This is a genomic window from Pseudomonas sp. DF11 (genome assembly GCF_058148565.1).
In genome coordinates this window covers 60,776-87,224 of sequence record NZ_JBYVYN010000013.1, presented here as the reverse complement: position 1 = coordinate 87,224, position 26,449 = coordinate 60,776, and the positions used below count along the sequence as shown (strand labels likewise).

Sequence of the window (26,449 nt, the reverse complement as noted above, 5' to 3'; positions counted from 1 at the left end):
AAAGACCCGGCAAAAAGCCGGGTCAAAAACCGTGATTAGCCTGATGAGGAGATATTCCAGAAGTCCGACCTAAGGTCTTCTGGTCTATCGACTGATCTCGCGACCAGCTGATGCAATAATAATCATTATCATTTGCAAGTCAAATGGTTTTATCGCATCGATTGGAAAATTTTTCTCGTCGTTCGCGTTCGCGACGACATTCCCAAGCGTTACTCCTAGCGGGTAGGGTAGCCATCCAGGGATCGGTCAAGCATCACCTTGGCCAGATCGATCATATGCACCACCGAAAATGCCAGGTCACGGCTCGAACCATTCAACCGGTTGGCGGACTCGTGGGCGGTCGCCGCGGCACAGCGCAGCAGGTCGCATGCGTGAACGAGGGCTTCCTCTGCGCTGATATTGTGGTTGACGTCGAAGAAGCGATGTTCTGCCGGCGCTTGCGAAACACCTGGTTTCAGGTAGTAATCGAGGGCGCGTTGGGCCGCCGGACAATCCTGCAGGGGAGGAAACGTACCGTCGAAAGGGCTGCTGGGCTGGTCTTTGCTGGGTGTATCCATGGGGAAGGGAATCTCCGTGTAGGGGGCTGAACTCCTGAATCCAGAATAGTACTTATCGTAATTGTGACGATAATTTAAATACTACAATTTGTGTTTTGAATGGCCGCAGTCACCCACGTATCGTGCCGCACATGGATAAATGGATAGAGTTGGTCAAGGCCAAGATGAAGGAGCTGCGCATCACGCAAGTGGTGCTCGCAGAGCGGTTGGGAATGTCCCAGGGTGGCGTCGGCCATTGGCTGACCAAGCGCCGGCAACCCAGTGTCGAAGACATGAACCGGGTCCTGCGGGAGCTGGGGCTGGAGTTTCTGGAAGTGGCCATGGTGATTCGCGAGCCGGACACCTCCACGGACGAAGGCATGGCCCTGGCGCAGAAGTACAATCCGTACTTCCGCTACCCGGTCAGTGAATGGCACGAGGTTGGCGGGGTGCGCGAAGGTGATCCTGGCGCCTACAGCCAGGCGCGCTACGAGCTGACGGACTACCACGCCCTGGGCGATGCATTCTGGCTGGTAGTGGTGGGCGATGCGATGACCGCACCCAGCGGGTTGAGCATCCCCGAGGGCATGTCGATCCTGGTGGATCCGGCCATCGAGGCGGTGCCTGGCAAATTGGTGGTCGCCTGCTTGCCTGGCAGCAGTGACGCGACCTTTCGCAAATTGATCGAAGAGAGCGGTCAGCGTTACCTGGTTCCGCTCAATCCGACTTACCCGAAAACCCTGTACACCGAGCAATGCCGGCTCATCGGTGTGGTGGTGCAGGCCACCATCAGGTTCTGACTGGATCGGCCCTGGGAGCGGGCCGATTCCTATTCTTCGAACGCCACCAGGGCACTGCCCTCGCTGACCATTTCACCTTCCTGGCAATACAGTGCCTTGATCACACCGGCCTTCGGCGCCCGAATGCTGTGCTCCATTTTCATGGCCTCCAGTACCACCAGTTGAGCCCCGGCCTCCACCGTCTGGCCGACACTCACCAATACCCGCACGATACTGCCGTTCATGGGCGCAGCCAGGCCACCTTGATGGCTGTGGCTGGCCTCGGCGGCGGCCAGCGGGTCGTACAGGTCGATCCGGTGCAGATCACCCGCCCATTGCAGATACAGGCTGTCGCCCTGGCGAATGGCCCGATGGCTGCGACGCAGGCCGTGCTGCTCGATTACCAGTTGATCGCCCTTGAGTTCCGCGCAGCGGGCGTCGATGTCCAGCGTGATCGCACGATCCTGGCCTTCGCAGCTCAGATGCAGGGTGGTTTCCCTGGGCAGACCCAGGCGCAGCCCGGTGGTGCTGGCCCAAGGTGAATCGGCGTCATCACCGCGTACGCGCGGTGTCAGGCTCAAGGCGAATCCCTGGGCGGCTGCGGACCAGAACGCGTCATCCAATTCGCCAGGCTCTGGCAGTAATTGCCCCTGGTAGCGTGGGATAAATCCGGTATCCAGCTCCGCCGCCGCAAAAGCGGGGTGGGCCACTATTCGTCGCAGAAAACCGATGTTGGTCTTCAGCCCGCCAATGGCAAATTCGTCGAGCATGCTCAACAGCCGCAAGCGCGCCTGCTCACGGTCTTCACCCCAGGCAATCAGCTTGCCGAGCATCGGGTCGTAGAATGGCGAGATCTCATCACCTTCCTCCACGCCACTGTCGACCCGCCGCCCCGGTCCCTCGGCTGATTCGCGATACAACGCCAGGCGTCCGGTGGCTGGCAGGAAATCGTTGACCGGATCTTCGGCATACAGCCGCACTTCGATGGCGTGACCGAGCAGCGGCACTTGCGCTTGAGTGATCGGCAATGGCTCGCCTTGGGCGACGCGGATCTGCCAGGCCACCAGGTCCAGTCCGGTGATCGCTTCGGTGACCGGATGCTCGACTTGCAACCGGGTGTTCATCTCCATGAAGAAAAACTCGCCCCGCGCATCCAGCAGAAACTCCACCGTACCGGCCCCGACATAACCAATCGCCTGGGCCGCGCGCACGGCGGCTTCGCCCATTGCCCGCCGCAGTTGCGGGGTCAGGCCGGGCGCGGGGGCTTCTTCCACCACTTTCTGGTGGCGGCGCTGGATCGAGCAATCGCGTTCATTGAGGTACAGGCAGTTGCCGTGCTGGTCGGCAAATACCTGGATTTCCACATGGCGCGGCTTGAGCAGGTATTTTTCCACCAGCATCCGTGAGTCGCCGAACGAAGACTGTGCTTCACGCTGGGCCGAGGCCAGGGCTTCGGCCAGTTGGCTGACGTCCTCGACGACTTTCATGCCCTTGCCGCCACCGCCAGCGGTGGCTTTGAGCAACACCGGGTAGCCGATGCGCTCGGCGGCGTCGCGAAAGGTGTCCAGGTCCTGGGCTTCGCCATGGTAACCGGGCACCAGGGGCACCCCGGCGGTTTCCATCAAGGTCTTGGCCGCCGATTTGCTGCCCATGGCATCAATGGCCGAGGCCGGTGGGCCGAGGAAGATCAGTCCGGCGTCTTCAATCGCCCGGGCGAACCCGGCGTTCTCGGACAGGAAGCCATAACCGGGGTGGATGGCCTGGGCGCCGCTGGCTTTCGTGGCAGCGATCAATTTGTCGATTTGCAAGTAGCTATCGGCGGCCTTGCTGCCGCCCAGGTCGACGCGGATGTCGGCTTCACGGCTGTGGCGGGCATCGCGGTCGGTGGTGCTGTGTACGGCAACGGTGGTCAGGCCCATGGCCTTGGCAGTGCGCATCACGCGGCAGGCGATTTCGCCACGGTTGGCCACCAGCAATGTGGTGAGGGCGGGTGCGCTCATTGACGCGGCTCCTTGTTACTCGATTCGGCTTGCCAGTTTGGCGCGCGCTTTTGCAGGAACGCCCGCAGACCTTCCTGGCCCTCCGGGCTGACGCGAATACGGGCGATGGCGTTTTCGGTGTAGCGCCGTAGCGCCGGGGTCAGGGCGCCGTTACCGACTTCACGCAGCAGTTCCTTGCTGGCGCGCATGGCTGCCGGGCTGTTGAGCAACAGGTTGTCGATCCACTGTTCGACCTGCTGGTCCAAGACCTCGCTCGGATAACTTTCCGACAGCAAACCGATTTCTTTCGCACGTTGCCCGTCGAAGCGTTCTGCAGTCAGGGCATAACGACGCGCCGCCCGCTCGCCGATGGCTTGCACCACGAACGGGCTGATCACCGCCGGCGCCAGGCCAATGCGCACTTCCGACAGGCAGAACTGTGCTTCATCAGCGCCAATGGCCATGTCACAAGCGCTGATAAGCCCCAGTGCGCCACCGAACGCCGCGCCTTGGACGACCGCCAACGTAGGGATTTTCAACTTGGCGAGGTTGTACATCAGCTCCGCCAGTTCCCGGGCATCATCGAGGTTGGTGTGGTAGTCGAGCTCAGCCGATTGCTGCATCCAGGCCAGGTCGGCGCCGGCGCTGAAATGTTTGCCGCGCCCGCGGATCAGCAGGAAGCGCAGGCTCGGATCGCCACTGACCTGGTCCAGGGCAAGGATCAGTTCGCGGATCATTTCGGCGTTGAACGCGTTGTTTTTCGACTCGCGACTGAGCCACAGGGTGGCAACGCCCCGGGGGTCGGTGTGCAGTTCGAGGGTGTTGAAGTTATCCATGGGCATTCCCCGTTTACATCCGGAACACGCCGAAGCGGCTCGGTTCGATAGGCGCATTCAGTGATGCGGACAAGGCCAGGCCCAGTACATCGCGAGTCTGGGCCGGGTCGATGACGCCGTCGTCCCACAGCCTGGCGCTGGAATAATAGGGGTGGCCCTGTTCTTCGTATTGATCGAGTATCGGTTGCTTGATCTCGGCTTCCTGCTCGGCGCTGAAGGGATGGCCGCTGCGTTCGGCCTGCTCGCGCTTGACCTGCACCAGCACGCCGGCCGCCTGCTCGGCACCCATCACGCCAATCCGCGCGTTTGGCCACATCCACAGGAACCGTGGATCGTAGGCGCGACCGCACATGCCGTAGTTGCCCGCGCCGAAACTGCCGCCGATGATCACGGTGAATTTCGGCACTTTGGCACAGGCGACCGCCGTCACCAGTTTGGCACCGTGCTTGGCGATGCCGCCCGCTTCGTACTTCTGCCCGACCATGAAGCCGGTGATGTTCTGCAGGAACAGCAGCGCAATCCCGCGCTGACACGCCAGTTCGATGAAGTGCGCGCCTTTCTGCGCGGCCTCGGCGAAGAGGATGCCGTTGTTGGCGAGGATCGCGATCGGGTAGCCGTGCAAATGCGCGAAGCCGCACACCAGGGTCGTTCCGAACAGCGCCTTGAACTCGTCGAATACCGAACCGTCCACCAGGCGCGCGATCACTTCCCGGACATCGAACGGTTGCTTGGCGTCGGCCGAAACCACACCGTACAGCTCATCGCTCGAGTACAGCGGGGCGATGGGCTGGCGTTGCTGCAACTGGCCCTGTTTGCGCCAGTTGAGGTTGGCGACGCTGCGGCGGGCCAGGGCCAGGGCATGTTCGTCACTGTCGGCGTAATGGTCGGCCACCCCTGAAATCTTGCAATGTACGTCAGCCCCGCCGAGATCTTCAGCGCTGACCACCTCGCCGGTGGCGGCTTTCACCAAGGGTGGCCCGGCGAGGAAAATCGTCGCTTGCTGGCGGACCATGATCGCCTCGTCCGCCATGGCCGGCACATAGGCGCCACCAGCGGTGCAGGACCCCATGACCACGGCAATCTGCGGGATGCCCTGGGCACTCATGTTGGCCTGGTTGAAGAAGATCCGGCCGAAGTGCTCGCGGTCCGGGAACACTTCGTCCTGGCGTGGCAGGTTGGCGCCGCCGGAATCCACCAGGTAAATGCACGGCAGGCGATTTTGCTGGGCGATGGTCTGGGCGCGCAGGTGTTTCTTCACCGTCAGCGGATAATAAGAGCCACCTTTGACCGTCGCGTCGTTGGCGACAATCATGCATTCGACGCCTTCCACGCGACCGATGCCGGCAATCACGCCGGCCGCCGGCACATCTTCGCCATAGACTTCGTGGGCCGCCAACGGGCTGATCTCCAAAAACGGCGAGCCCGGATCCAGCAGCCGGTTGATGCGTTCACGGGGCAGCAACTTGCCCCGCGACGTATGCCGTTCCTGGGCCTTGGGGCCGCCGCCTTGGCGCACTTGCGCGAGCAAGGTGCGCAGGGCCTCGACGTGTCCGAGCATCGTATCGCGGTTGGCGATGAACTCCGGGGAGCGTGGGTTGAGCTGAGTGTGCAGCGTGGCCATGATCAGCTCCGTTAGCGGGTTTCGTTGAACAGTTCGCGGCCGATCAACATCCGACGAATCTCACTGGTGCCGGCACCGATTTCGTACAGCTTGGCGTCACGCAGCAGGCGACCGGCCGGGAATTCATTGATGTAGCCGTTGCCGCCAAGGATCTGGATGGCGTCGAGGGCCATTTGCGTGGCGCGTTCGGCGCTGTAGAGGATCACCCCGGCGGCGTCTTTGCGGGTGGTTTCGCCGCGCTCGCAGGCCTGGGCCACGGCATACAGATAGGCGCGGCTGGCGTTGAGCTGGGTGTACATGTCGGCGACCTTGCCCTGGATCAGCTGGAATTCGCCGATGCTTTGGCCGAACTGCTTGCGGTCGTGGATGTACGGCACGATCAGGTCCATGCACGCCTGCATGATCCCGGTCGGACCGCCAGAGAGCACCACGCGCTCGTAATCGAGTCCGCTCATCAGCACTTTCACGCCGCCATTGAGCACACCGAGGATATTTTCTTCCGGCACTTCGACGTCGTCGAAAAACAGCTCGCAGGTGTTGGAGCCGCGCATGCCGAGCTTGTCGAACTTGTTGCTGCGGCTGAAGCCCTTCCAGTCGCGCTCGACGATGAAGGCAGTGATGCCGTGGGGGCCTTTTTCCAGGTCGGTCTTGGCGTAGATCACATAGGTGTTGGCATCGGGACCGTTGGTGATCCAGGTCTTGCTGCCGTTGAGCACGTAACGGTCGCCACGCTTGTCGGCCCGCAGTTTCATGGAGACCACGTCGGAGCCGGCGTTCGGCTCGCTCATGGCCAGGGCGCCAATGTGTTCGCCGCTGATCAGCTTGGGCAGGTACTTGGTTTTCTGTTCGTGGTTGCCGTTGCGATTGATCTGGTTCACGCAGAGGTTGGAGTGGGCACCGTAGGAGAGGGCGACCGAGGCCGAACCGCGACTGATTTCTTCCATGGCCACCACGTGGGCCAGGTAACCCAGGCCAGCGCCGCCGTATTCTTCCGGGACAGTGATACCCAGCAGGCCCATGTCGCCGAACTTGCGCCACATGTCAGCGGGAAACAGGTTATCGATATCGATCTGCGCCGCCCGGGGAGCCAACTCGGCCTTGACGAAGGCCTGCACCTGATCGCGGAGCATGTCGATGGTTTCGCCGAGGGCAAAGTTCAGGGATGGGTAGCTCATGGGACACCTTTTGGCTTTTTTATCGGGTGTGGAGAACCGAGAAATGGCTCTCACCTTTACGTTAACGTAAGCCTGCGCTGGAAGGCTGTCAATCGCCCTTTACGTTAACGTCAACTTGAGCGAGAGTAATAACGCTCTGCATCAGGTTCACCGCTACACCCACTAATAAAGACAAGAGGGGGCGTCATGGATCAACCCGGTTCGCATTCGCAGCTCAGCTACACTCGTGGCTCCCAGGCCAAGGCCTTGTTGGCGCAAACCATTGGCGAGGTTTTCGACCAGAGCGTAGCCCGGTATCCAGAGGGCGAGGCGCTGGTGGTTCGCCATCAATCGCTGCGTTATACCTGGCAACAACTGGCCGAGGCCGTCGATCTGCACGCCCGCGCCTTGTTGGCACTGGGTTTGAAGACCGGTGATCGCCTTGGCGTGTGGGCGCCCAATTGCGCCCAGTGGTGTATCAGCCAGTTCGCCAGTGCGAAGATCGGTGTCATTCTGGTCAACATCAATCCGGCCTATCGCGTTTCTGAACTCGAATACGTGCTTAAACAATCCGGATGCCAATGGCTGGTGTGTGCCGGGGCGTTCAAGACCTCGGACTATCACGCCATGTTGCAAGCGCTGGCACCAGAGCTGGCAGAGCAATTGATCGGCCACCTGCAGAGTGAGCGCTTGCCGGATTTGCGAGGTGTGATCAGCCTCGATCTTCAGCCGCCCCCAGGCTTTCTGCCTTGGTCGCAACTGGCCGCCCTTGGCGCAGCGACTACCTCTGGACAACTGGCAGAGCGCCAGGCCAGCCTGCATTCCGATCAACCGGTGAATATCCAGTACACCTCAGGCACCACCGGTTTCCCCAAGGGTGCGACCCTCAGCCACCACAACATTCTCAATAACGGTTACATGGTCGGTGAAAGCCTGGGCCTGACCGCTGGCGATCGGTTGGTGATCCCGGTGCCGCTCTACCATTGCTTTGGCATGGTCATGGGTAACCTGGGCTGCATGACTCATGGCAGCGCCATGATCTACCCCAACGATGCCTTCGACCCGTTGCTGACGCTAAAGGCCGTGGCCGAGGAAAAAGCCACTGCGCTGTATGGCGTGCCCACCATGTTCATCGCCATGCTCGATCAGCCGCAAAGGGACGAGTTCGACCTGTCCAGCCTGCGCACCGGGATCATGGCCGGGGCCACATGCCCCATCGAAGTGATGCGGCGGGTCATCAACGAAATGCACATGGCTGAAGTGCAGATTGCCTACGGCATGACGGAAACCAGCCCGGTGTCATTGCAGACCGGTCCTTCAGACGAACTGGAATTGCGCGTGACCACCGTCGGCCGCACCCAGCCGCAACTGGAAAGCAAAATTATCGATGAGGCGGGCAATCTCGTTCCGCGTGGCGCCATCGGCGAGTTGTGTACCCGCGGCTACAGCGTGATGCTCGGGTACTGGAACAACCCCAAGGGCACCGCCGATGCCATCGACGCCGATGGCTGGATGCACACCGGGGACCTGGCGGCCATGGACGAGCAGGGCTATGTGCGCATCGTAGGGCGCAACAAGGACATGATCATTCGTGGTGGAGAGAATATTTACCCACGTGAGCTGGAGGAGTTCTTCTTCACCCATCCGGCAGTGGCGGACGTGCAAGTGATTGGCATCCCGTGTTCGCGCTACGGCGAAGAAATCGTCGCCTGGATCAAATTCCATCCCGGCCACAGCGCCTCCGAGCAAGAGCTGCAAGCCTGGTGCAAGGAGCGCATCGCCCACTTCAAGACGCCGCGTCATTTCAAATTCGTCGAGGAATTTCCGATGACGGTTACCGGCAAGATCCAGAAATTCCGCATGCGCGAAATCAGCATCGAAGAACTGTGTGAAAAGGAAGACTAGCCATAAGACCTGTGGGAGCGAGCCTGCTCGCGATGCGGTGTGTCGGTCAAAGCGCTGTGGCTGATACACCGCCTTCCAAAACAACCGAAAAACCCCAGACAGCACAAAGGGGAGCCGAAGCTCCCCTTTAATTTTGTCGTCGCGTGCTCTTTTTTTATTATTGAGGGGCGGCCTGTTGTTGTTTTTGGCAGCCGTGGCCCTTTACCGCTGTTTTTGGCGATCCCCATCCGGGATCAAGAGCAAACGTATTTTTTTGAGCGCTGATCTGCCTTTTCGCCTTGCGATCCAACCGATTCGGGAGCTACCTGAAGGTAGTTTTATTATTCTCTGCCCGGTTGCGGGTTGCTTCTGTAAGCACCCTGAAAAGCACATCTTCTCCAAAAAAATCTGTTAGCTGCGTCTCTGCCGTGTTGTTTTTGTTATGTCAGAGTCGTTTCGTCTTGTTTTTATTGGGTTTGCTGCGTTTTTTTATTCTTGTTATGCCAGAGATATAGCAGGTGGCGTGCCAACTTTTAAAAACCTATGTAAATCAATGAGTTATATTTTTTGACTGAAAAACCTGACGGGCCAAACCTGACAAATTGTTTCCGTGTTACTCGTTTCGCCGCTGTTACAAAGCCAGCGGTAACACCTCACTGGGCGCTACGGGCCTTGGCGACACGCGAACCGCTAGGACGACCGAGCACATCACAGATCTGCCGACCCGCGGCGATCAGGGCATTCAGGTCGACACCGGTTTCGATACCCAAGCCATCGAGCAGGTACAGCACGTCTTCGGTGGCAACGTTACCGCTGGCGCCCTTGGCATAAGGGCAGCCGCCAAGGCCGGCGATGGAGCTGTCGAACACCGCGATGCCTTCCAGCAGGCTGGCGTACACATTGGCCATGGCCTGGCCGTAGGTATCGTGGAAGTGTCCAGCGAGCTTGTCCCGCGGCACCTCGGCACCCACCACCTCGAACATCCGGCGTGTGGCGCCAGCGGTGCCCGTGCCGATGGTGTCACCCAGGGAGACCTCGTAGCAGCCCATCGCATACAGCTCCCGAGCGACCCAAGCCACCTGTTCAGGCTTGACCGCGCCTTCATACGGGCAGCCCAGCACGCAGGACACGTAGCCACGCACACTGACGCCGTGCTGCCTGGCGGCCTCCATGATCGGCGCGAAGCGTTCCAGGCTCTCCGTGATGGAGCAGTTGATGTTGCGCTGGGAGAACGCTTCGGATGCGGCGGCGAATACCGCGACTTCTTTTACGCCCGCCGCCAGCGCGTCTTCAAAGCCCCGTAGGTTCGGTGCCAGGGCGCCATAGGTCACACCCGGCTTGCGCTGGATCTGCGCGAACACCTCGGCGGAACCGGCCATTTGCGGCACCCACTTGGGCGAGACGAAGCTGCCGACTTCGATGTAGCCCAGGCCGGCAGCGCTCAGGGCATCCACCAGGCGCACCTTGTCGGCGACGCTGATGGGTTGTGCTTCATTCTGCAGGCCGTCACGGGGGCCGACTTCGATCAAGCGTACAAAGGAGGGGAGGGACATGGGGATTGACCTGTGGTGGGGTTGCCAATATGCCGAGAGCAATGATGAGCCCTTGTGGGAGCGAGCTTGCTCGCGATAGCGGTATGTCAGTCAACATCGGTAGTGTCGGTTATAGCGCTATCGCGAGCAGGCTCGCTCCCACAGTTTTTTCAGAAAGTGTTACTGGACGATTTCCTCGCCTTTGATCGTCTGCTCCAGCGCCTGGATACAGCGTTCTTCAGCGGTGTCGAGTTCCAGCTTCATCTGTTCGATGTCCAGCAATTGCTGTTCGAGTTGTTCCCGGCGCTCGGCGATTTTCGCCAGCATGCTGTGCAGCTGCTTCTGATTGCCGCTGGAGGGGTCGTAGAGTTCGATCAGCTCGCGGCACTCGGCCAGGGAAAAACCGATGCGTTTGCCCCGCAGGATCAGCTTCAGGCTGACCTTGTCCCGCGGCGAGTAAATGCGCTCCTGGCCCCGACGCTCCGGGCTCAACAGGCCTTGTTCTTCATAGAAGCGGATGGCCCGGGTGGTGATATCCAGCTCGCGGGCGAGGTCGGAGATGCTGTAGGTCTGGCTGCTCATGGAAGCGCTCGAAACGAAAGGGGCTGGCGCTAAGCTAAAGGCAGGTTGACGTTCGCGTCAAGCAGTCGCAGGTGCGTTGTCCGTGCGGGCCCTTTCGCGAGCAAGCCCGCTCCCACAGGTTCTGCGTTGTACACAAATGTTGAGTGTATTGCAGGTCCAATGTGGGAGTGGGCTTGCTCGCGAAGAACGAGAACGCGGTCCAAAGCTTTACACCACCTTATCGAGCTTCTTCTCATGGGCCGTCACCTGCTGGCACAGCTCGATCATCTGCTCGCGCATCCAGCGGTTGGCCGGATCCTGGTCGGTGCTTTCGTGCCAGTACAAGTGGGTTTCCACCGGTGGCACGTCGTTGACCGGGAGCAGGAAGGCGTGCAAATCGTGACGACGGGCAAAGCGTTCGGGAACGGTCATGACCATGTCGGTCTGCTGTAGCACCTGGGAGGCCATCAGGTAGTGCTGGGAACGCAGGGCGATCTTGCGCTGGATGCCCATCTTGCCGAGGGCCAGGTCGACATAACCCAGGCCGTTGCGGCGACTGGAAATATGCACGTGGGTCTGGGCCAGGTAATCGTCGAGGCTGAGCTTTTCCTTGCCCGCCAATGGATGGCCCTTGCGCATGGCGCACACGTAGCGGTCTTCCATCAACTTGACGTGGCGCACCTGCGGGTCGGTGTTGAGTGGCGCGTCGACGGCGAAGTCGAGGCGGCCGGCGGCCAGTTCCTTGGTGGTTTCACGGCGCTTGGAGAGGAAGCTTTCGATCGCCACGGTCGGTGCCAGGCGGCGCAGGCGTTGGAACAGCAGCGGCAGGATCACGCCTTCGGTGAGGTCGGTCATGCTGATGCGGTAGGTCTTGACCGCCTGCAACGGGTTGAAGATCCGGCTTTCCTGCACTGACACCCGCAGCAGCGACAAGGCGTTGCGCACCGGACCGATGATGTTCTGGGCCATGGGCGTCGGCACCATCCCTTGGGCGGTGCGCACGAAGAGTGGGTCGTTGAAGGTCTCCCGCAGGCGGGCCAGGGCATTGGACACGGCCGGCTGAGTGATGCCGACGATCTGCCCGGCGCGGGTCAGGTTGGCTTCGGTGTAGATCGCATCGAAGACAATGAAAAGGTTGAGGTCGACCTTGCTCAGATTCATGGCGCTGCACTCTTGTTCTTGGGCTTGTTGTGAGGTGCCGGGTGGCGATGAGAATCAGTGAAACATATATCGGTGATGAATGTTAATACACGCCGAGAATAGGTTAGGTAAATTTTCGTAGCTGAACTAGCATCGATTTCATGACCTAAAACAACCTCTGCCCAGAAGGTGCTGCTCATGGATTTTGCGTATTCCCCCAAGGTTCAGGAACTGCGTGAACGTGTCACGGCGTTCATGGATGCCTACGTCTACCCGGCCGAAGCGGTGTTCGAACGGCAAGTGGCCGAAGGCGACCGCTGGCAACCCACGGCCATCATGGAAGAGCTCAAGGCCAAGGCGAAGGCTGAAGGTTTGTGGAACCTGTTCCTGCCAGAATCCGAGCTGGGTGCCGGCCTGACCAACCTGGAATACGCGCCATTGGCGGAGATCATGGGCCGTTCGCTGCTGGGGCCGGAGCCGTTCAACTGCTCGGCGCCGGACACCGGCAACATGGAAGTACTGGTGCGTTATGCCAATGAAGAACAAAAGCAGCGCTGGCTCGAGCCACTGCTGCGCGGGGAAATCCGCTCGGCCTTCGCCATGACCGAGCCAGACGTCGCCTCTTCGGACGCTACCAACATGGCCGCCCGTGCTGAGCGTGACGGTGATGAGTGGGTGATCAACGGCAAGAAGTGGTGGACTTCAGGGGCCTGTGACCCGCGCTGCAAGATCCTGATCTTCATGGGCCTGAGCAATCCCGATGCGCCACGGCATGCCCAGCACTCGATGATCCTGGTGCCGGTGGACACCCCCGGGGTGAAAATCCTGCGACCGCTGCCGGTGTTCGGCTACGACGATGCGCCACACGGGCATGCCGAAGTGCTGTTCGATAACGTGCGGGTGCCGTACGAAAATGTTTTGTTGGGTGAAGGACGCGGCTTTGAAATTGCCCAGGGGCGCCTCGGCCCTGGGCGAATTCATCACTGCATGCGTTCCATCGGCATGGCCGAGCGTGCCTTGGAATTGATGTGCAAGCGGGCCGTCAGCCGCACCGCGTTTGGCCAGCCGTTGGCGCGCCTGGGCGGTAACGTCGACAAGATTGCCGACTCACGGATGGAAATCGACATGGCGCGCCTGCTGACCTTGAAGGCGGCGTACATGATGGACACCGTTGGCAATAAAGTGGCGAAAAGCGAAATCGCCCAGATCAAGGTCGTCGCGCCGAACGTGGCCTTGAAAGTCATCGACAGGGCGATCCAGATCCACGGCGGCGCCGGGGTCTCCAACGATTTCCCGCTGGCCTACATGTACGCCATGCAACGGACTCTGCGCCTGGCCGACGGCCCCGATGAAGTCCACCGCGCCGCCATCGGCAAGTTCGAGATCGGCAAGTACGTGCCCAGGGAGATGTTGCGTAGCGGGCGCTGAAGCTTATTCACTGACACCGCAATCGCGAGCAGGCTCGCTCCCACAGGGTTTGTTGGAGAAACGCAGCATTGGCGTTCACCGCAGGCCCCTGTGGGAGCGAGCCTGCTCGCGATTGCGGCCTCCTGAATAGCGAGTCAGCTCACTCCTTGACGCTCATGTACTCCTCGGCCCAGCGGATGTAGTCCTCGGGCTGGGTGTAGGTGTGGGTCAGTTCGGTGGCGTTGAGGTCTGACGCCTGGGTGAAGATCTGCCGTTGTTCACGAAGGCTGTCATAGGTGGCCTTGATCGCGGCGAAATACGCGCCGTGGCCGTCGATGGTCACGCGCACACCCAACTCGGCCAGGCGCTTATCGTCGCGCAGCAGTGGGTTGCCATAAGTGACAAGCATCAGCGGCACCGTCAGGTTTTCGCTGATCTTCTCCAGGTGATCGAAGTCCTGCACGCCCACCATGCAAATCCCGTCCGCCCCGGCACGCTCATATTGCTGAGTCCGGCTGATGATTTCCTGGACCGGCAAAATCCCGGCGTTGGTTCGGGCAATGATCGCCATTTCCGAATCGACTCGCGCCTCCAGGGCTGCGCGAATCTTGCCGACGCCTTCGGCGACGCTGATCAGGTCGGTGGATTTACGCCCGAACTGGGCCGGCAGCAAGGTGTCTTCGATGGTCAACGCCGCAATGCCGGCACGTTCCAGTTCGACGATGGTGCGCATCACGTTCAGGGCATTGCCGTAGCCGTGGTCGGCGTCGGCAATGACCGGCAGTTGGGCCACGCGGCCGATACGGGTGGCCTGTTCGGCAAATTCGCTCAGGGTGATCAGAGCGAAGTCCGGCGCGCCCAATACTTGCAACGACGCCACCGAGCCTCCCAGGATGCCTACTTCAAAACCCAGGTCGGCGGCGATACGCGCCGACATGGGGTCAAATACCGACGCGGTGTGGTAGCAGGTCTTGGAAGCCAACAGTTGACGGAAGTCACGACGCAAATCTTGATGGGAAAGCCTGGACATATGAGTTCCACCAATGGAATGGAAAGGCTTGAGCAAAAGTGTCAACGCCGAAAGATCCAAAGGCTATCACGTGGCAAGCGCAAAGATGATGACGAATGTGTATGGGCGATGCGTTTACGGCATCGAAGAAAGGCCGCAGGCCCGGAAAGTCTGCAGCCGGGTAAAGGCCATCAAGCTATTCAGTCTTCGGTCGGTAGGCTCCAGAGTTGCTTGATCTCATGGATGTTTCCGATGTTGAAGCGGGTGGGGAATCCGGGAATTGTGCATTGAGTGTCGTTCGACAGTTGGATTGCGGTATCGACCACATCGGTACCTGCCCGCAGCAATGGAGCTTGCTCCCAGTCTTTCATCAAGTTATTCACGGTTTTCCTCCTTTCTTTGGTTACTGGACAATGAAGGGCTATCGGCACCGAGCAGCGACAGGGTATCGGTAAACAACGCGACCTCTTGCGCTGCTACGCCGGGGTATAAGGGGTGGTAATGCCTGTCAAAACACCAGGCTTCGTCGATCTTGTCCAAACGTTCGGGATGGATAAGCAGGCTGAGGGACGCAGACATTGTGTTCGGGGCTATTTGCTTATGTATTACCCGCAATGCTGGCATGTACAAGACTTTTCCTGGCGCAAGTTTAAGTCTTCGCGCTTTACCCAAACGGGGCCTCTTACCTTTTTGCAGGGGTAGATCATCGAGTATTTCTCGGGTAATGGTGGTGTACCCATCTCCGCTGTAGCCGACGGCATAAATTTCAAAGTCGTGATTGTGGTTCAGGTTGTAAATGAAAGTTTCGCGTTCATCCCTGGTTTTTACCGGAGACCAAAATCCCAGGCGAAGGGTGAATGAAGAATTTTTATGCAATACAAAACCATAGGCGTTATAGAGACTGCCGCGCGTACTAAAACCGTCTTGCTGGAGGGTGGAATGAAGATGGCTGCTCAATAAACAACGGTTTGTCGCCAGCTGACGCAAATCTGCAATGATCCTGGTTCTGTCTCGCTGCGTGTCATAGGTATTCAGGCGCGCGATAAAAGTTTCCAGCTTCATGTCGCCCGCTCCAATGGGCGGAGCAAGTTATCCAGGCGCGTATTTTTGAGTTTTTTCAGCAGTGGAAGGTAGTTCAGTGCGTTTTGCGGGTCAGCCCGATAAAGCATCTGGAAGGCTTTCCAGGCCACGGCGGGGTGATAGTGGTAGATCAGCTCCTCGGCAACCCTGGCGCCTCCTGGGTCCTGGATCGTTTCGAGCAGTTCGAGGCTCACCAGGTACCGGGCGGCACTGCCGTCGTGAGGCAGCCAGGCGGTTTTGCGCAGTGAGGCACGGTCAAATACACTGATGTCCGAACTTCGGTCGGGAAAGTTAATCCTGCCAATCAACCCAGCCTGTTTTCGGCCCTGTTGGGAATAGTCGAACAGGGTTCGGCTGCCATCGATGACCAGGGGATTGTTGTTGTCGACGATCCGGGTGTCAGCTTTTTCAAGTTGATGCCTGTCGATGATGTATTGCTGGACTTCGAAGGGGCGATCCAGTGCGAATAAAATACTCTGGCCGGGCACCGAGTACAGTTGCGAAGAAGTATTGTTGAGCGCAGGTGCCTTGATACTGATATTGCCAATATCCGTGCAGTGCAATGTGATGGTGCCCGTGTGCGGGTTGGTCATGTTCATGATGGCTGCGCGGCGAGACTGCGCTGTAGCAAAATTTTGTCGAGCGTACAGGTCTTCGATCAATTGCTTGATTTGCGCGGTCATGTCTAATGTCGTGATTATCTGCGCTACGTGTTCGGGCGGTAATCTTGTGGCAATCAGATTTCTGATCATGAACATTGCCGTTACAGTGGGGCGGTGCGCGAAAGTATGGGTCTCGAGTTAGTGAGTGGCAATTATGCAATTGTGGAGAAGTATTGCTGCTCAATGATATTGATTATCCAGGGCTGGGCGATACCCAGGGCTACGCCGCCTCCGCCTGCTGCCCCAGCTTGGGCAATGCCACGGCGCGCACCGTGTCGCCCGGTTGTACCTGCAGGCGTTTGGCGGTGAGGCGATCGACGAGCAGCTTGTTGCCATGCTGGTGCGCACGGGCGCTGGTGACACGGCAATTTTCCAGGCGCCGATTGTAGATCAGCCAGACCGGTGCCAGATCGTCCGGGGTACCAATGACCAGGGTCAGCGCCTGGCTATCGCGTACGGTGCGGATCTTCGACACCGGCGCCTCGATCACCGGGCCACCGTCAAAAATATCGATGTAGCCTTTGTGGCTGAAACCCTCGGTGCTGAGGATTTTCATGGCCGGCTCGGTGTTCGGGTGAGCCTTGCCGATCACCGCCTGGGCCTGTTCGGTGAGCAGGCAGGTATACAGCGGCTGGCGTGGCATCAGCTCGGCGATGAACGATTTGTTGCCCATGCCGGACAACTGATCGGCGTAGCTGAAATCCTTCTTGAAAAAGTGCCTTCCCAGGCTGTCCCAGAACGGCGAACAACCCTGTTCATCGGCATGGCCCCGCAGTTCGGCGATCAGTTTTTCACCGAACAGCTGGGGAAATTCGGCAACGAACAACAGGCGCGCCAGGGACAACAGGCGTCCGTTATGGCCACGGCGTTGTTCGGGGTGCAGGAACAACGAGCAGATTTCCGATTGCCCGGACATCTCGTTATTGAGGAACAGGGTCGGGATCTGCCGCTGGATCCCCAGCTCCGGCGCCGAGCTGACGGTCAGCCCGACCCGATAGTTGTACCAGGGCTCGCGCAGCCCGACCGCGCCGGTCAGGGCGCTGATACCCACCACCTGTCGGTCATCGTCTTCGAGCACGAACAGATAATCGGCGTCGGCACGTTCGACTTGCCCGGCAAAGGTCCGTTGGGCCCAGCGAATGCGGTGGGCCAGGCGTTCTTCGTTGGCCGGCAGGCTGGTGAAACCGGGGCCTGCGCAACGGGCCAGGTCCAGCAATGCGGGCAGATCGGTAATGGCGACCGGACGGACAATCATGACGCAGCTCCTTCATCGTGTCGGTCCAGGTGCCAATGCGTACCGCAGGATCGAATGAGGTTCATAAGGCAACCACCCGGATCCGCTCGCCATCGGTGATGTCCAGGGCGGCCAGCATGTCAGGCGACAAAGCCACGGGCCCCTCGGTGTTGACGGCCAGCCCGGCGACGATGGCCCGATAGTTTCCAAGGCGGTCGTTGCTCACCAGGTAATGGCTTGTTGCATCGATCTGACGGCTTTGCCGGGCCGTGGCGATTCGACTTTGCGTGATGGTGCGAATGTTCGCGATGCGGGCATGCAAGGTCGGCCCGCCGTCGAAGATATCGACGTAGCTGTTGGTCTCGAAACCCTCGCGCGCCAGGATGTCGAAGGCTTCCTGGCCGTCGGGATGGACCCGGCCGATACAGGCCTGGGCCGCAGGGGGCAGCATGGGCACGTAGATTGGGTACTGCGGCATCAGCTCGGCGAGAAAGGTGCGGCTCTGTAAGCCACACAACCGTTCGGCTTCGACGTAGGGCAGGTCGAAGAAGTGTTGGCCGATGGCGTCCCAGAAAGGCGACTGGCCGTCTTCGCTGCTGAAACCGACGATTTCGGTGATGACCGATTCGGCGAAGCGTTGCGGGTGAGCCGCGATGAACATCAGCCGGGCCCGGGACAGCAGCTCTGATTCCGGCGTGCGCACCCGCTCGGCGTCGATGTGGAAGCCCCGCAGCAGCGTCTGCCCGGTGAGGTCCTGGCACAGCGACAGCGCGGGCACGCCATGCTGGATGTTCAGCTCTCGGGACTCACTGGAAAACGGCCGGTTGCGCAGGCTGTAGAACGGTTCGTTGCAACCGGTGCTGGCGAGAATTTCCGAGCAGCCGACCAGGCGCCCGGATTCCTGGTCCTGCAAGACAAAAAAATAATTCTCTGCACCGGGGTTCTGCACATCGGCCCCGAATGAGGCGCACGAATCGAGGATCTTTTCCTCCAGGCGCCCGCTATCGTCCGGCAGCGACGTGACACCCACCAGGCTGTCACGGGCCAATTGTTGCAATTGCGGCAGATCGGTTAATTGAACTGGACGTAAGGCCAGCATGGATTGCACTCCTGTTCCAAGAGCCCGGTGACAGGCACCGGGCTTGACGATCACTGTCGATGTCCACGCGTTGTAACCATGGTTGGTCGAATCCTTCGACCGCCGGTCCTCACTGACCGGCCGGATCGGGCACTGTGCCGGGGGTGCCGAATTTATTGAGCGCAAACAGATAAATCACGCCCGCGCCAATCCAGATCAGGCCGAGCTTCTGCGCCGCCACGCCCATGTTGTACATGATGGCGGCGACGATTACGAAGCCGATCAGTGGGCAGATCAAGTGACGAATCAGTTGGCCGGACTGTTGGCGGCGCCAGTAGTGGTTGATGACGGTGATGTGCAGCAACATGAAGCCGCTCAGGGCGCCGAAGTTGACCAGGGAGGTGAGGGTGTCCACGGCGTCGATGAACAGATAGCAGATCAGCAGCGAGAGCACTGCCACCAGGTAGATGCTCAAGTACGGGGTGTTGTGTTTGGGATGGACCTTGGCCAGCACCTTGGGCAACTGGCCGTCCCGGGCCATGCCGAACAACAGGCGCGACACTGCTGCCTGGGAGGTGATCGCCACCGCCACGCCCCAGGCCAGGGCCGTGGCAACCGCTGTCAACGTGGCCAGCCAACTGCCGGCCGCCCGTTCGGCGATTTCATAGAATGCGGTGTCGGCGGACTTGAAACCCATGCCGGCCGCCAGGTCCGTGGCGATCCAGGTTTGCACCACGAAAATCGCCCCCATCACCAGCAAGGTCACCAGCGCCGCCTTGCCGACGCTGCGGCCCGGGTCGCCCTTGATTTCTTCAGCCAGGGTGGAAATGGCATCGAAGCCCAGGAACGACAATACCGCGATGGATACGGCTTGCATCAGCAGGGCGAAGTTGAAGTGTTCCGGGCTGTACAGCGGCGCCAGGGTCAGTTGGCCGTTTCCAGCCCCACCGTGCAGGGCATTCCAGGCGTAGAACAGGAAAATCCCCAGTACCACCAACTGCGCCAGCAGGAAAATGATGTTCATCCGCGCAGTGAAGGTGATGCCCCGCAGGTTCACGAAGGTCGCACTCACCAGGAAGGCCAGGATGAAACCGACCTTGGGAATGTCCGGGTACAAATGGTTCAGCGCCATGGCGGCGTAGACATAGAGCAGCGGCGGGATCAGTAGATAGTCCAGCAGCATCAGCCAGCCGGCGATGAACCCGACGTGTGGGTTGAGGCCGCGTTGCGCGTAGGAATAGACCGAGCCTGCCACCGGAAAGGCCCGGGCCATGCTGCCGTAGCTCAAGGCGGTAAACAGCATCGCCACCATGCCGATGATGTATGCCAGCGGTACCATCCCCGGTGCTTCGGCGTTGACGTAGCCATACACGCCGAACGGTGCGATGGGGATCATGAAGATCATCCCGTATACCACCAGGTCTGTCAGCGACAGGCCGCGCTTCAATTCCTGTTTGTAGCCAAATGCCTCAATGCTCATGAGCCGTTTTCCTTTTCAGCTGTGGGTTGCTCTTGCTTGCTGTCTGTCGCTGGAAACTTGCTACAGCAGGGGCGCCAGGTAGGCACTCCAGGTCCGTACCGCCTCGGGGCTGCGCAACAGGTCGTTGCGCACTTCGATCAATACCGAATCCAGGCCGCGTCCATCGCCGTGCACCGGGACCGTCATGTCGGTCAAGGGATTGATCTTGTAGGGCTGGTTGCCCGCCGCCCGCAGTGAGTGCCGGCCCAGCCCGTCGACGATGCGTTGGGCGTATTCCTTGGCTTCGCCGAACAGCACGCCCGCTTCCAGGGCGCGCGGCTGGCCATAGAACACCGGGGTGAAACTGTGAATGCCCACCACGCGCACCGGTCGGTTGGCGGCCAGGCGCTGGTCGATCAACGCCCGCAACCGATCATGGAAGGGGTGGAACAGGCACTGTCGGCGATATTCGCGAGTGGCTTCGTCCAGGGCATGGTTACCCGGGACCTGATAGATCTCGCTCTGCGCTGGAATGCTGTCCGGCACATGCAGCGGACGGTTGAGGTCGATCAGCAGCCGTGAATAATTGGCCAGCAGCAGCGTTGCGCCGAGGGTTTCGGACAGGCGTTCGGCCAAGGCCAGGGCACCGATATCCCAGGCGATGTGTTCCTGGGACGCCGTTTCATCCAGGCCCAGGTCATTCAGCGCACCGGGAATGAAGCGGCTGGCGTGTTCGCACACCAGCAGCACCGGGTGTTCGGACTCCTCCCGGGCCAACCGGTAAGGTGGCTTGGTGTAGAGACCTGTTTCAGCACATTCAATAGATTCGTGCATAGTGCTCACAACGCTCGGCAGGTGAGAGCGCCTGGGTCAAGGCCAGCTCCTGGGCCTTCAAGGCGAAGTAGGTTTCGACCAGCGGGCCGGGCAGGGTTTCGAGCAGCGCCCCGCTGTGGCGAAGGCAGTCCAGTGCCTCGGCCAGGGTTGTCGGCAGGGCGATAATGCCACGGGCTCGACGTTGTGCTTCATCCAGCTCATCGGGTATTTCATCGGTGACAGCGTTCAACGCCAGTCGTTGCTGGATGCCCAGGCGCCCGGCGATCAACAGCGCAGCCATCGCCAGGTGCGGCGAGGCGCTGGCGTCCATGGCGCGGAACTCCAGGTTGTACTGGTTCGCCAGCGGTTTTCCACCCAGGCTCACGGTCGGGCAGATACGCAGCGCCGCTTCGCGGTTGCGCTGTCCCAGGCACGCATAGGATGCGCTCCAGTGATGCGGTTGCAGCCGCTCGTAGGACACTGGCGTCGGCGCGGTCAGCGCACACAGCGCTGGCAGATAGTGCAGCACCCCGGCGGCCCAATGCTGGCCGAGGCTGGACAAGCCGTTGCTGCTGGCGGCGTCATGCAGCACCGGGTCTGCGCTCAGGTCTTGCAGGCTCAGGTGCAAATGCACGCCGTTGCACACGGCATGTTCCGAGGTCTTGGGGGCGAAGCTTACGTCCAGGCCCATCTGCCGGGCGATCTCGCGGGTGATTTCCCGTACGTTCACGGCCCGATCGGCAGCGGCCACGCCCAAGGTCGGACGGCAGGTGATTTCGTATTGTTGCTTGCCATATTCAGGCAGGAACATTTCCGGTTCGACGCCGCCAGCGCGCAGGGCACTGAGCAACCACCCGGCGAACCCGGCCTGCTGGCGCTGGGCCTGGAGGCTGAAGGCCAGCCGATCAGGCTGCGCAGGCATGGCCACCAGGTTGAATTCATGTTCGAACGCGGCGAAAACCTGCAAGCCCAGGTCGGCGCGATAACGCTCCACTTCGTCCTGCAGCAGCGTGCGCGGGCAGGCGCTCCAGGGGCGGCCATCGGTCTCCCGGATGTCGCAATGGATGAAGTCCAGGGCGGGCGCCTGGGCGTCGGGGCCGTTGTTGACGGTTACCCGGCTGGACAGGTCCGGCACCAGTCGCAGGTCGCCATAAGCGCCCCAAGGGTTGGTCGAAGCGATGATGTCCTGGGGCGTCAGCGCGCTGTTGGCCGGCACCCAGCCACAACCGGCGGTGACGTAGTGGGGCAATTCATCGCTGGGAAACGAACGCCCACGGGTCACGCCGATCAGATCGGTGGTCACCAGCGTCGTGACGGGCAACGGGGCGAGGACGGCAGCAGTATCGAGGCGGCTCACGGCTGCATCTCCCGCAAACGAGCGAGTACCGTGTCGGTATCGGTGATCCAGCAATAGCCCTTGATCGCGTTCAGGCATGCCAGGTGCCGTTGTTCGGTGTAAGTGGCGCAGGCGTCTTCCACCAGCGTGACCAGGTAGCCACGGTCGGCGGCGTCGCGCACGGCCATGTCGACGCACTGGTCGGTGACGATGCCGGCGACGATCAAGTGTCGGGTCTGCAGGTTGCGCAGCACGTAGTCGATGTTGGTGGAATTGAAAACCCCGGAGGAGGTCTTGGGCAGCACGATTTCGTTTTCCAGCGGCGCCAGTTCGGCAATGATCTGCGCCTCGGGGCTGCCCTTGGGCAGGTGCATGTCCGACAGCTTGTGATCCAGGGAGCGGTCGCGGCCATCGGCGGTGAGGCTTTCGATGTGGGTGTGCAGCACGTTGTGCTGTGCTTCTCGTATCGCATTGAGCAAGCGCTGCTGGTTGGGGATGACCTGCTGGCGCGCCCGATGGATGAAGTACTCGGCCTCCCGGGTGTGCAGGTGGGCATCGAATTGCGGTTCCAGCCAGGCGCGTTGCATGTCCACCAGCAGCAATGCGGTGTGGTCGCGAGTGAACGGCAAATCCCGAGGGGAGCGGTGGGGGAGCGAGAACATCCTTATTTTTCCTCCAACAGGTGCGTGTTGAATTCCGTGCGCAAGGCGTCGATGCCTTCCAGGCGTTCGGCCAGTTCGGGGCATTGCAGGGTCAGGCAGGCAATCAGCGCCTCGACCTGGGCCAGCGCCGGCACCAGGCTGTCAAAGGCCGAGATCGATTCCACCGGGGCGCTGATAATCAGGTCGGCCAGCTCGCGCAAGGGCGAGGAATAGACGTCGCTGAACAGCACGACGCGGGCGTGGCGCTCCTTGGCCGCGCTGGCCACGCGCAGGGCTTGGGCCTGGTAGCGACGGTAATCGAAGATCAGCACCACGTCCTGGCGTTGCACGTCGAACAGTCGGTCGGGCAGTTGGGCGTTGTCATCCAGGGCGAAACAGCCAGCGCGCAGCAGACGCAAATGGTTGAGCAGGTAGTGGGCCAGGAAGCTGCTGAAGCGCCCGCCGAAACAATGCACCTGGTGGCGGCTGTCGAGCAGCCACTGCACGAGAATGCGCACGTCTTCGGGCTGGGTCAGGGCCTGGGTGTCGATGAGCTTGCGTTGACTGGCGGCCAGGTACTGGCTCCAGGTATCGCCTTGCTGCAATTTGGCCCGCGGTTGCAACAGGGTGCGGGGGGAGCGCAGGCGATGGTCCATATCACTGAGCAGGGCATCCTGGAATTCGGCATAACCGCCAAACCCGAGTTTTTTCACCAGTCGCACGATGGTCGGGTCGCTGACGCCGGCATGGTCTGCCAGGCGTGACATCGGACCGAGGCCGTTGCGTGGGTAGTGATCGAGCAGGGCACGTACGACCTTGCGTTCCGACGGCGTCAAAACCAGGCCGGGATCGGTGATCAGGTCTCTGAGGGGTGGCATCCGTGCTCCTTGCCGGGATGGGTGTTGAATTTCTTTCATAACTCCTGAAAACAGTATTTATGTAGCTGGTGCTACATGTCCAGCGGTTTTTACGTTCCGTTTAAAATGCTCAAAAATTGTGCGAAACCCCTGTAGGAGTTGGTTCCGGCCGGGTAGATCCTGTATGTCAGTCAATGCTTATAGTGATGTCGGACATAACGTCTTTTTGTCTCACTTATTTGATTTCGTATAAGGTGCCGTACAACTAAATGCATGAATATCCCGTCCGTGCGTCCCTTCCGATTGCCTGAGTATCCAGCGTGCAAGCCACTCGACTGACCTTGATCTGCCACGCTCGCACCGTCGCCCAGAAGCAGGCGCGTTTTGGTCTGGACGAATCGTTGGACGCCGACTGGCTGGCGCGTTCAGCGCAGGTTGTCCAGCGCTACCGAAATCTCCGGCAACTGCTATGCGGGCCGGAGTTGCGTACTCGTCAGACCGCCGCCTTGTTCGGCGACGTACCCCAGGTGGACCCGGCCCTGGCCGATTGCGATCTGGGACGCTGGCGGGGGCTGTCCATCGATGAGTTGTTCAAGGCTGAACCACAAGCCGTGCAAACCTGGCTCGACGATGCCGAGGCGGCCCCCCACGGCGGTGAATCTGTCGCCCAGCTGTGTCGCCGAGTCGCAGAATGGCTGGCTGGCCTGGAAAACCGGCCAGGACATCTGCTGGCAGTCACCCACCCCTTCGTCATCCGTGCAGCCCTGGTGAATGTCCTGGGTTGCCCGGCCGCCACATTCAACCGGATCGACATCGAACCGTTGTCCACCCTCGAACTGCGTTTCAACGGCGTATGGCGATTGCGCACCCAGGGACCTGGTCAGGAGTCGCCGCGATGAAGAAGTTGTCAGTCATTGGCATTGGGGCCGGCGATCCGGAGCACTTGACGATCCAGGCAGTGAAAGCCTTGAACCGTTTGGACGTGGTCTTTCTCATGGACAAGGGGCCGGCCAAGGACAAACTGTTGGACTTGCGACGCGAAATCTGTCGGCGCTACATCGTGGATCGCACCTACCGTTGCGTCGAAGCCCACAGCCCGGAGCGTCAACGTGGCGACCTGGACTACAAGGACAGCGTCGAAGCGTTGAACCGATCTAAACAGGCCATCTTCGAACGCTTGATCGATGAAGAACTGTCCGACGGTCAGCGCGGTGGTTTTCTGGTGTGGGGCGATCCGGCGTTGTATGACAGTACCGTGCGCATCCTGCAGGCGATCCTCGATGCCGGCCGCTGCGTTTTCGAATTCGAGGTGATCCCCGGTATCACCAGTGTCCAGGCCCTGGCCGCCCGGCACAAAGTGCCCTTGAACAGCGTTGGCGGTGCGTTGGAAATTACCACCGGACGCCGGTTGGCGGCAGGGCAGGTGGGTGATGCGGCGAGTGTGGTGGTGATGCTCGATGCCGAGGACGCCTATCGCCAGGTGAGTGATCCCGAGACGCAGATTTACTGGGGCGCCTATGTGGGCACGCCGGATGAGGTTCTTATTGCCGGCCGACTGGGGGACGTGGCCGATGACATCGAACGCACCCGCAAGGCCGCACGCGAGGCGAATGGATGGATCATGGATACGTATTTGTTGCGCAAGCCCCAATGATGCTTGCCCATCAACCTGTGGCGAGGGGATTTATCCCCTTGGGCTGCGAGGCAGCCCTTTGGGGTGAGCCAGGTTAAGCCAGTTGAGCTTATGGGGGCCGCTTCGCGCCCCAGCGGGGATAAATCCCCTCGCCACAACAGCGTTCGGCAGTCCTATTTCCCGAGGCCTGATTTCACCCCCGCCCAAACCGCTCCCGATACACCGACGGCGCCAACCCCACGACGCTACGAAATGCCACACGAAAGCTTTCCACCGAGCGGTAGCCACACAGCTGTGCGATGTTGTCGGTGTTGTCCCCGGTGCTTTCCAGCAGTTCACGGGCTCGGGCCAGGCGTTCATGTTGCAGCCAGGCCTTGGGCGACACGCCGCAGGCCTGGGTGAAATGGCGCAGGAAGGTGCGTTCGCTCATGGCCGCCTGGCTGGCCAGTTCGCGCACGCCGAGTGGTTCGTGCAGGCGTTCGCGGGCCCATTGCATGACGCTCGACAGGTCGCTGCGTGGCGTGCGGCTGACCGGCGAGGGAATGAACTGGGCCTGGCCGCCCGTACGTTGCGGCGACATCACCAATCGGCGCGCCACGGAGTTGGCGACCTGGACGCCATAGTCCCGTGCCACCAGGTGCAGGCAGGCATCGATGCCGGCGGCGCTGCCTGCCGAGGTGATGACTTGCCCTGAATCCACGTACAGCACATCCGGGTCTACCCGCACGGCGGGAAAGCTTGCGGCCAGTTCGTCGGTGTAGCGCCAATGCGTCGTGGCGCCCAGGCCATCGAGCAGCCCGGCGGCGGCGAGTACGAAGGCACCGGAGCAGATCGACAGCAGGCGCGCACCACGGGTGTGGGCCCTGCGCAGAGCCTCGAGCAACGCCGGGGACGGTGGCTCGCTACGGCTGCGCCAACCTGGCACGACAATGGTCCGCGCGGTTTCGAGCAGTTCCATGCCGCCATCGGCCAATACCTGGAAGCCGCCCATGGCACGCATCGGGCCCTCGTCGACCGCGACGATCCGATGCTCATACCAAGGGAAATCGAATTCCGGTCGCTCCAATCCGAAGATCTCGACGGCAACACCGAATTCGAAAGTGCACAGGCCGTCGTAGGCGAGGATCGCGACCAGACCAGGAGTAGGCTGCATTTGGCGGAAAATTCCCACAGAGTGTCTTGTGCGCCACTGTAGCGGTAAGCACCGGGGGGATAAAG

General features: G+C 60.7%; 25 protein-coding genes. 5 read left to right on the top strand and 20 right to left on the bottom strand.

What is annotated here, in order from left to right; all coding sequences use genetic code 11:
• Positions 1-215: 215 nt before the first annotated feature.
• A complete protein-coding gene (locus AC30D9_RS27335; protein ID WP_134923628.1) occupies positions 216-557 on the bottom strand; it encodes a DUF6124 family protein in 342 nt (113 codons plus the stop codon).
• A 131-nt stretch (positions 558-688) separates the two neighbouring features.
• On the opposite strand from AC30D9_RS27335, the gene AC30D9_RS27330 reads away from it, so the two are divergent.
• On the top strand, positions 689-1,336 hold the full coding sequence (locus AC30D9_RS27330) for a LexA family protein (protein WP_109751666.1): 648 nt from the start codon (positions 689-691) through the stop codon (positions 1,334-1,336).
• A 29-nt stretch (positions 1,337-1,365) separates the two neighbouring features.
• Here AC30D9_RS27330 and AC30D9_RS27325 read toward each other — a convergent pair whose 3' ends face one another.
• Genes AC30D9_RS27325 through AC30D9_RS27310 form a run of 4 tightly spaced genes read right to left on the bottom strand, consistent with a single transcriptional unit; the run spans position 1,366 to position 6,926 of the window.
• Positions 1,366-3,315 carry an acetyl/propionyl/methylcrotonyl-CoA carboxylase subunit alpha gene (locus tag AC30D9_RS27325; RefSeq protein ID WP_490145242.1) on the bottom strand — a complete coding sequence of 650 codons (1,950 nt, stop codon included), beginning with the start codon at positions 3,313-3,315 and terminating at the stop codon, positions 1,366-1,368.
• Complete coding sequence (locus AC30D9_RS27320) at positions 3,312-4,130, bottom strand: gamma-carboxygeranoyl-CoA hydratase (protein ID WP_134923630.1); 819 nt, start codon at positions 4,128-4,130, stop codon at positions 3,312-3,314. Before AC30D9_RS27320 ends, AC30D9_RS27325 begins: the two co-directional genes overlap by 4 nt.
• 13 nt (positions 4,131-4,143) lie before the next feature.
• Positions 4,144-5,751 (bottom strand): carboxyl transferase domain-containing protein, encoded by a 1,608-nt coding sequence (locus AC30D9_RS27315; RefSeq protein WP_490145241.1) that lies wholly within the window; start codon positions 5,749-5,751, stop codon positions 4,144-4,146.
• Positions 5,752-5,762: 11 nt separating this feature from the next.
• Complete coding sequence (locus AC30D9_RS27310; protein ID WP_109751670.1) at positions 5,763-6,926, bottom strand: isovaleryl-CoA dehydrogenase; 1,164 nt, start codon at positions 6,924-6,926, stop codon at positions 5,763-5,765.
• Positions 6,927-7,112: 186 nt separating this feature from the next.
• On the opposite strand from AC30D9_RS27310, the gene AC30D9_RS27305 reads away from it, so the two are divergent.
• The gene (locus AC30D9_RS27305) at positions 7,113-8,810 is read left to right on the top strand and encodes an AMP-binding protein (protein WP_490145240.1); all 1,698 of its coding nucleotides are present in this window, start codon (positions 7,113-7,115) and stop codon (positions 8,808-8,810) included.
• A 632-nt stretch (positions 8,811-9,442) separates the two neighbouring features.
• Here the strand turns inward: AC30D9_RS27305 and AC30D9_RS27300 are convergent.
• The 3 genes from AC30D9_RS27300 to AC30D9_RS27290 all read right to left on the bottom strand — a co-directional run bounded on the left by AC30D9_RS27300 (position 9,443) and on the right by AC30D9_RS27290 (position 12,043).
• Positions 9,443-10,342, bottom strand: coding sequence for a hydroxymethylglutaryl-CoA lyase (locus AC30D9_RS27300; protein ID WP_490145239.1), 900 nt, complete (start codon positions 10,340-10,342; stop codon positions 9,443-9,445).
• A 159-nt stretch (positions 10,343-10,501) separates the two neighbouring features.
• Complete coding sequence (locus AC30D9_RS27295) at positions 10,502-10,903, bottom strand: MerR family transcriptional regulator (protein WP_057447765.1); 402 nt, start codon at positions 10,901-10,903, stop codon at positions 10,502-10,504.
• 207 nt (positions 10,904-11,110) lie between these two features.
• A complete protein-coding gene (locus AC30D9_RS27290) occupies positions 11,111-12,043 on the bottom strand; it encodes a LysR family transcriptional regulator (protein WP_307571274.1) in 933 nt (310 codons plus the stop codon).
• A 177-nt stretch (positions 12,044-12,220) separates the two neighbouring features.
• On the opposite strand from AC30D9_RS27290, the gene AC30D9_RS27285 reads away from it, so the two are divergent.
• Positions 12,221-13,450 carry an acyl-CoA dehydrogenase gene (locus AC30D9_RS27285; RefSeq protein ID WP_307571273.1) on the top strand — a complete coding sequence of 410 codons (1,230 nt, stop codon included), beginning with the start codon at positions 12,221-12,223 and terminating at the stop codon, positions 13,448-13,450.
• 139 nt (positions 13,451-13,589) lie between these two features.
• Here the strand turns inward: AC30D9_RS27285 and AC30D9_RS27280 are convergent, their stop codons facing one another.
• The 11 genes from AC30D9_RS27280 to AC30D9_RS27230 all read right to left on the bottom strand — a co-directional run bounded on the left by AC30D9_RS27280 (position 13,590) and on the right by AC30D9_RS27230 (position 23,619).
• Positions 13,590-14,459, bottom strand: coding sequence for an isocitrate lyase/PEP mutase family protein (locus AC30D9_RS27280; RefSeq protein WP_109751675.1), 870 nt, complete (start codon positions 14,457-14,459; stop codon positions 13,590-13,592).
• A gap of 179 nt (positions 14,460-14,638) precedes the next feature.
• Positions 14,639-14,821, bottom strand: coding sequence for a hypothetical protein (locus AC30D9_RS27275; protein ID WP_134923637.1), 183 nt, complete (start codon positions 14,819-14,821; stop codon positions 14,639-14,641).
• Positions 14,814-15,500, bottom strand: coding sequence for a transposase (locus AC30D9_RS27270; RefSeq protein ID WP_134923638.1), 687 nt, complete (start codon positions 15,498-15,500; stop codon positions 14,814-14,816). The genes AC30D9_RS27275 and AC30D9_RS27270 overlap by 8 nt, the downstream gene beginning before the upstream one ends.
• On the bottom strand, positions 15,497-16,270 hold the full coding sequence (locus AC30D9_RS27265) for a hypothetical protein (RefSeq protein ID WP_490145238.1): 774 nt from the start codon (positions 16,268-16,270) through the stop codon (positions 15,497-15,499). Before AC30D9_RS27265 ends, AC30D9_RS27270 begins: the two co-directional genes overlap by 4 nt.
• A gap of 130 nt (positions 16,271-16,400) precedes the next feature.
• Entirely contained in the window at positions 16,401-17,435 is a 1,035-nt protein-coding gene (gene astA, locus AC30D9_RS27260; protein WP_490145237.1) for an arginine N-succinyltransferase, read from the bottom strand.
• A gap of 61 nt (positions 17,436-17,496) precedes the next feature.
• Positions 17,497-18,513 carry an arginine N-succinyltransferase gene (locus tag AC30D9_RS27255; RefSeq protein WP_490145236.1) on the bottom strand — a complete coding sequence of 339 codons (1,017 nt, stop codon included), beginning with the start codon at positions 18,511-18,513 and terminating at the stop codon, positions 17,497-17,499.
• A 109-nt stretch (positions 18,514-18,622) separates the two neighbouring features.
• Positions 18,623-19,972: an APC family permease gene (locus tag AC30D9_RS27250; RefSeq protein ID WP_134923642.1), complete on the bottom strand. Its 1,350-nt coding sequence runs from the start codon at positions 19,970-19,972 to the stop codon at positions 18,623-18,625.
• Positions 19,973-20,032: 60 nt separating this feature from the next.
• Complete coding sequence (locus AC30D9_RS27245; protein WP_134923643.1) at positions 20,033-20,785, bottom strand: N-formylglutamate amidohydrolase; 753 nt, start codon at positions 20,783-20,785, stop codon at positions 20,033-20,035.
• Positions 20,769-22,121, bottom strand: coding sequence for a type I glutamate--ammonia ligase (locus AC30D9_RS27240; protein WP_490145235.1), 1,353 nt, complete (start codon positions 22,119-22,121; stop codon positions 20,769-20,771). The genes AC30D9_RS27245 and AC30D9_RS27240 overlap by 17 nt, the downstream gene beginning before the upstream one ends.
• Positions 22,118-22,762: a cysteine hydrolase family protein gene (locus AC30D9_RS27235; RefSeq protein ID WP_134923645.1), complete on the bottom strand. Its 645-nt coding sequence runs from the start codon at positions 22,760-22,762 to the stop codon at positions 22,118-22,120. Before AC30D9_RS27235 ends, AC30D9_RS27240 begins: the two co-directional genes overlap by 4 nt.
• 2 nt (positions 22,763-22,764) lie before the next feature.
• On the bottom strand, positions 22,765-23,619 hold the full coding sequence (locus AC30D9_RS27230) for a MurR/RpiR family transcriptional regulator (protein WP_134923646.1): 855 nt from the start codon (positions 23,617-23,619) through the stop codon (positions 22,765-22,767).
• A 299-nt stretch (positions 23,620-23,918) separates the two neighbouring features.
• Here AC30D9_RS27230 and AC30D9_RS27225 point away from each other — a divergent pair, with 299 nt between their 5' ends.
• Positions 23,919-24,497, top strand: coding sequence for a histidine phosphatase family protein (locus AC30D9_RS27225; protein ID WP_490145234.1), 579 nt, complete (start codon positions 23,919-23,921; stop codon positions 24,495-24,497).
• A complete protein-coding gene (cobF, locus tag AC30D9_RS27220; protein WP_490145233.1) occupies positions 24,494-25,252 on the top strand; it encodes a precorrin-6A synthase (deacetylating) in 759 nt (252 codons plus the stop codon). Before AC30D9_RS27225 ends, cobF begins: the two co-directional genes overlap by 4 nt.
• Positions 25,253-25,424: 172 nt before the next feature.
• Here cobF and ftrA read toward each other — a convergent pair whose 3' ends face one another.
• Positions 25,425-26,384: a transcriptional regulator FtrA gene (gene ftrA, locus AC30D9_RS27215; RefSeq protein ID WP_134923649.1), complete on the bottom strand. Its 960-nt coding sequence runs from the start codon at positions 26,382-26,384 to the stop codon at positions 25,425-25,427.
• Positions 26,385-26,449: the final 65 nt, after the last annotated feature.

Coding starts and splice junctions, on each gene's coding strand:
- AC30D9_RS27320 (WP_134923630.1), bottom strand. CDS start 4,130: ATGGATAACTTCAACACCCTCGAACTGCACACCGACCCCCGGGGCGTT.
- AC30D9_RS27230 (WP_134923646.1), bottom strand. CDS start 23,619: ATGCCACCCCTCAGAGACCTGATCACCGATCCCGGCCTGGTTTTGACG.
- AC30D9_RS27245 (WP_134923643.1), bottom strand. CDS start 20,785: ATGCACGAATCTATTGAATGTGCTGAAACAGGTCTCTACACCAAGCCA.
- AC30D9_RS27305 (WP_490145240.1), top strand. CDS start 7,113: ATGGATCAACCCGGTTCGCATTCGCAGCTCAGCTACACTCGTGGCTCC.
- AC30D9_RS27325 (WP_490145242.1), bottom strand. CDS start 3,315: ATGAGCGCACCCGCCCTCACCACATTGCTGGTGGCCAACCGTGGCGAA.
- AC30D9_RS27270 (WP_134923638.1), bottom strand. CDS start 15,500: ATGAAGCTGGAAACTTTTATCGCGCGCCTGAATACCTATGACACGCAG.
- ftrA (WP_134923649.1), bottom strand. CDS start 26,384: ATGCAGCCTACTCCTGGTCTGGTCGCGATCCTCGCCTACGACGGCCTG.
- astA (WP_490145237.1), bottom strand. CDS start 17,435: ATGATTGTCCGTCCGGTCGCCATTACCGATCTGCCCGCATTGCTGGAC.
- AC30D9_RS27265 (WP_490145238.1), bottom strand. CDS start 16,270: ATGATCAGAAATCTGATTGCCACAAGATTACCGCCCGAACACGTAGCG.
- AC30D9_RS27250 (WP_134923642.1), bottom strand. CDS start 19,972: ATGAGCATTGAGGCATTTGGCTACAAACAGGAATTGAAGCGCGGCCTG.
- AC30D9_RS27335 (WP_134923628.1), bottom strand. CDS start 557: ATGGATACACCCAGCAAAGACCAGCCCAGCAGCCCTTTCGACGGTACG.
- cobF (WP_490145233.1), top strand. CDS start 24,494: ATGAAGAAGTTGTCAGTCATTGGCATTGGGGCCGGCGATCCGGAGCAC.
- AC30D9_RS27300 (WP_490145239.1), bottom strand. CDS start 10,342: ATGTCCCTCCCCTCCTTTGTACGCTTGATCGAAGTCGGCCCCCGTGAC.
- AC30D9_RS27255 (WP_490145236.1), bottom strand. CDS start 18,513: ATGCTGGCCTTACGTCCAGTTCAATTAACCGATCTGCCGCAATTGCAA.
- AC30D9_RS27330 (WP_109751666.1), top strand. CDS start 689: ATGGATAAATGGATAGAGTTGGTCAAGGCCAAGATGAAGGAGCTGCGC.
- AC30D9_RS27315 (WP_490145241.1), bottom strand. CDS start 5,751: ATGGCCACGCTGCACACTCAGCTCAACCCACGCTCCCCGGAGTTCATC.
- AC30D9_RS27290 (WP_307571274.1), bottom strand. CDS start 12,043: ATGAATCTGAGCAAGGTCGACCTCAACCTTTTCATTGTCTTCGATGCG.
- AC30D9_RS27310 (WP_109751670.1), bottom strand. CDS start 6,926: ATGAGCTACCCATCCCTGAACTTTGCCCTCGGCGAAACCATCGACATG.
- AC30D9_RS27295 (WP_057447765.1), bottom strand. CDS start 10,903: ATGAGCAGCCAGACCTACAGCATCTCCGACCTCGCCCGCGAGCTGGAT.
- AC30D9_RS27285 (WP_307571273.1), top strand. CDS start 12,221: ATGGATTTTGCGTATTCCCCCAAGGTTCAGGAACTGCGTGAACGTGTC.
- AC30D9_RS27280 (WP_109751675.1), bottom strand. CDS start 14,459: ATGTCCAGGCTTTCCCATCAAGATTTGCGTCGTGACTTCCGTCAACTG.
- AC30D9_RS27235 (WP_134923645.1), bottom strand. CDS start 22,762: ATGTTCTCGCTCCCCCACCGCTCCCCTCGGGATTTGCCGTTCACTCGC.